The organism is Selenomonadales bacterium (assembly GCA_017442105.1).
In the GTDB taxonomy this organism is placed as follows: domain Bacteria; phylum Bacillota; class Negativicutes; order RGIG982; family RGIG982; genus RGIG982.
This window is the reverse complement of sequence record JAFSAX010000195.1, coordinates 1-3,582: the sequence shown is the minus strand read 5'-3', so window position 1 is coordinate 3,582 and position 3,582 is coordinate 1. Positions and strand designations below refer to the sequence as shown.

Below are 3,582 nucleotides of genomic sequence, written 5' to 3'. Positions count from 1 at the left end.
GTAACAGTTCCGTCCGCGATCTCGACACGCGCACAGGTCACGCCGTATCTGGCACTGCCCGGATTGATAAAATATCTACTATCGTACCGTTCAATAAGCGGTATATGCGTGTGACCGAATACGATAATATCTGCTTCGTATTGGTTCGCCCAATAGCGAAGTTCTCTTAAGTTTTCTTTGACACAGTAATGATGGCCGTGTGTTATCCATATCTCTTTGCCTTCGAGCGTCAGATACTCATCATTCTTGGCAGGTGTGTCATAGCCGTCACAATTCCCGCTGGCTGCCCGCACAGGTACGCCCGCGAGCTTTGCAAGATAGTCGGCATCTTGGCTGTAATCGCCTGCATGGAGCCAGTATTCGGCATCGGGCACCGCTTCTACCGCATATTCGATGGATTTTTTCGAGCCGTGCGTGTCGCTGATGATCCCGATGATCATTTCGCCATCATCTCCGCAATAAGATCAGCCATCTTTCGCACTGCCGCACCGCGATGACTGATACTGTTTTTTTCTTCCGAGGACATTTCAGCAAGTGTGCGGTCAAATTTCGGTACATAAAAAATCGGGTCGTAACCGAATCCACCTTGGCCACGTTCTTCCGTAAGCAAAGCGCCTTCACACGTACCGTCAGTCGTCAGTTCAATACCTTCTCCTACGAGTGCCATTGCACAGCGAAAACGAGCAGTACGTTTATCTTTTTCTATGCCTTCCATTTCTCGGAGCACTTTTGCATTATTCGCTGCATCAGTCGCATCTTCTCCGCTGTAACGCGCAGAGTATACACCCGGGCGGCCGCCAAGTGCATCGACTTCAAGTCCCGAGTCATCAGCAAGACAAAGCGTGCCCGTATGTGCAAAGTAATAGCGCGCTTTGAGCATCGCATTTTCTGCGAACGTCGCACCGTTTTCCTCGGCATCATCTACGGGCGAGAAGTCTGCCAGTGACAATACTTCGATATTCATCGGTGCGAGAAGCTCACGCATTTCTTTTATCTTGCCTTTATTTTTGGTTGCAAGTACGATTCGTTTCATGGTTCTCTCCCAATATTCCACGCTTCTCTGCCAAGAAGGTCTTTTTGGTATTCGATGAGTTCGGCGATGCCTTTTTCCGCAAGGGCGGTCATGGCATTCATTTCTTCTTTGTCAAACGGACGTTCTTCGCCCGTACCTTGAATTTCGACGAACTTGCCACTGCCTGTGATAACGAAGTTCATATCGACTTCGGCGTTCGAATCTTCTGCATAACAAAGATCAAGAAGCGGCTCGTTCTCATGGATACCGACGCTGACTGCCGCTACGAAGTCTTTGACAGGGAACGGCTTGTCATTTTTGTAAATGGAAGCGATCGCATCTGTCATTGCCATAAAAGCACCCGTGATAGAAGCGGTACGCGTACCACCGTCTGCCTGGATAACGTCGCAGTCGATCCAGATCGTGCGTTCGCCAAGTGCCTTGAGATCGACGACACTGCGAAGCGAACGACCGATAAGACGCTGTATCTCATGTGTTCTGCCTGTGACTTTACCTTTGGCAGATTCGCGCTGATTGCGTGTCTGCGTTGAACGCGGAAGGAGCGAGTATTCTGCCGTGATCCAGCCTTCTCCGCTTCCTTTCAAGAAGGACGGTACCCGTTCTTCGATCGTTGCCGCACAAAGCACGCGCGTATTGCCGACTTCGATGAGCGCCGAGCCTTCTGCATATTTTAAGTAATTGCGCGTGATGCGCACGGGGCGGAGCTGATCCGCCTGTCTGTTATCTATTCTCATGTTATTTCCCCTTTTCCTGTTTCATCCGCACTGCGCGGATACAACCGATCGCACCGTTGAGCTGTGGCTGGCTAGGTACGATGACCTCTCTGCCAAATGCCTCTTGCAGGAGTACCTTCATCGCTTTCCCAAGCGCAACACCGCCCGTCAAGACGAGCGTATCAGAGAGCAGCGGTCGCACCATCGGTTTGATACGTTTCACGATGGAATCATTGACACCTGCCGCAAGCGCAGCTGTCGAATGGCCTTCTACGATGCGTCCGATAAGTTCACTCTCACCGAAGATAGCACAAGTCGAATTAAGTTCCACGGGATTCTCGCTATGCTTACTGAGTTCTTCCATCGAGATATTGAGTACCGCCGCCATATTCTCAAGATAACGGCCTGTGCTTGCCGCACATTTATCATTCGTCGCAAAGTCTACCATGCGCCCTTTGCGCACCTTGATGACCTTGCTGTCCTGTCCGCCGAGGTCGATCAGCGTAAAGTCGGTAAGTCCCGTCTGTTCGACGACACCCAATACGTGTGCCTTCAGTTCGGGAATGACCATCGAACCGACAACATCGAGCGTATTGCGCCCGTATCCCGTCGATGCAACGGCGTCAATCCCTTCCATGCCGAGTTTGGCAAAGTCTATCTGAAGTCCTTCTTCATCGGCGCGTCCGTATTCACGATAAAAATCAACGGTCGAAAAAATATGTTTTTCTCTTATCGTGCCATCACCATCTGCCAAGACGAGCTTGACACTACGACTACCCAAGTCGATTCCGCAAATCATCATATTCCTCCTACTCCAGCATCTCGAGGAAGCTGTCCAGTCTGAGTTTCGTTCTGGCATCGAGTTTGCCCGGTTTATCGCCTTCGACCGTCAAGATCGGAAGATCGAGTTTTTCGCGGAAGATCATATCCTCTATCTGACGATAGCAGAAACTTTGCACATAATGGATAACGCCGTCGATATTGCGTCTTTCCAGTTCTGCCTTGATATCGTCAAGTCTATCGAATACACGATACGGATACGTGTATGCACGGTACTGCTCTACAAGGTCATCGGCATCCGACGGCATCGCGAATTGGCGCTGTACTTCGTTGAATACGACACGTGCACCACGTTTTTCGAGGTACGAATAAAGGTCGGTATAGATCGGCGGTACCCCAATATACGCAAGACGGATAGCGTCTGTTCGCTCGGGTGCATCGGCAGACTTTGCGATAAGCTCGTCTACCCACGCTTCGAACGCGTCCATATCTCCGTTAAAATCACTCGAACAAACTTGATATAAATGATTGTTCCATCCGCTGACGACATTATCCTGCCAAGTCATGCGGTCTATTTCTGCCAATTTTCTCCGAATCGGACGCATACGTTCCTGCACGCGCTTCACTTCATCCCAATTCGTACCGAGTGCCGCCATCAGCTTTTCTATCTGCATCTTCAAAAGGTCGTAGTCGCGATCGAACGGATACGCAAACGGGATCGTCCGAATCCCTGCAAGTTCCAGCGTTTCCATCAAAGCGTGCGTATTGCTGCAATCGCCCTGCGTAACGGCAACGACCGCATCGAGATCACCCGCTTCAACAGCAACAGAATAGAGTCCCTTTATCCAGCCGCAGATATTGCGCGGATAACCGACTTCTTCTGCCTGTTCCAAAAATCGCATCGGCTGTTCATCGCCGATAAAAATATTATTCAGATCGACAGGTGTATGACCTGCCGCAAAGATCACTTCCGACGGAACCGTCGTCGTTATGCCGATTCTGCCCATGATTCACCTTCTCCTTATAAAATAAGAAATAGAGGATAGCAAATATCGC

The 3,582-nt window shown here is 50.2% G+C and carries 5 protein-coding genes; all 5 read right to left on the bottom strand.

Annotation, left to right across the window (positions count from 1 at the left end):
* Positions 1-440 (bottom strand): metallophosphoesterase (locus tag IJN28_07615; GenBank protein ID MBQ6713635.1); only part of this gene is annotated, 440 nt, incomplete at its 3' end.
* Positions 437-1,033: an XTP/dITP diphosphatase gene (locus tag IJN28_07610; protein ID MBQ6713634.1), complete on the bottom strand. Its 597-nt coding sequence runs from the start codon at positions 1,031-1,033 to the stop codon at positions 437-439. The genes IJN28_07610 and IJN28_07615, both read right to left, overlap by 4 nt.
* Positions 1,030-1,767, bottom strand: a complete 738-nt coding sequence (gene rph / locus IJN28_07605) for a ribonuclease PH (protein MBQ6713633.1) — start codon at positions 1,765-1,767, stop codon at positions 1,030-1,032. The genes IJN28_07610 and rph overlap by 4 nt, the downstream gene beginning before the upstream one ends.
* Before the next feature lies 1 nt (position 1,768).
* On the bottom strand, positions 1,769-2,545 hold the full coding sequence (locus tag IJN28_07600; GenBank protein ID MBQ6713632.1) for a 2-hydroxyglutaryl-CoA dehydratase: 777 nt from the start codon (positions 2,543-2,545) through the stop codon (positions 1,769-1,771).
* Positions 2,546-2,555: 10 nt separating this feature from the next.
* Positions 2,556-3,533: a 2-hydroxyacyl-CoA dehydratase gene (locus tag IJN28_07595; GenBank protein ID MBQ6713631.1), complete on the bottom strand. Its 978-nt coding sequence runs from the start codon at positions 3,531-3,533 to the stop codon at positions 2,556-2,558.
* Positions 3,534-3,582 lie beyond the last annotated feature (49 nt).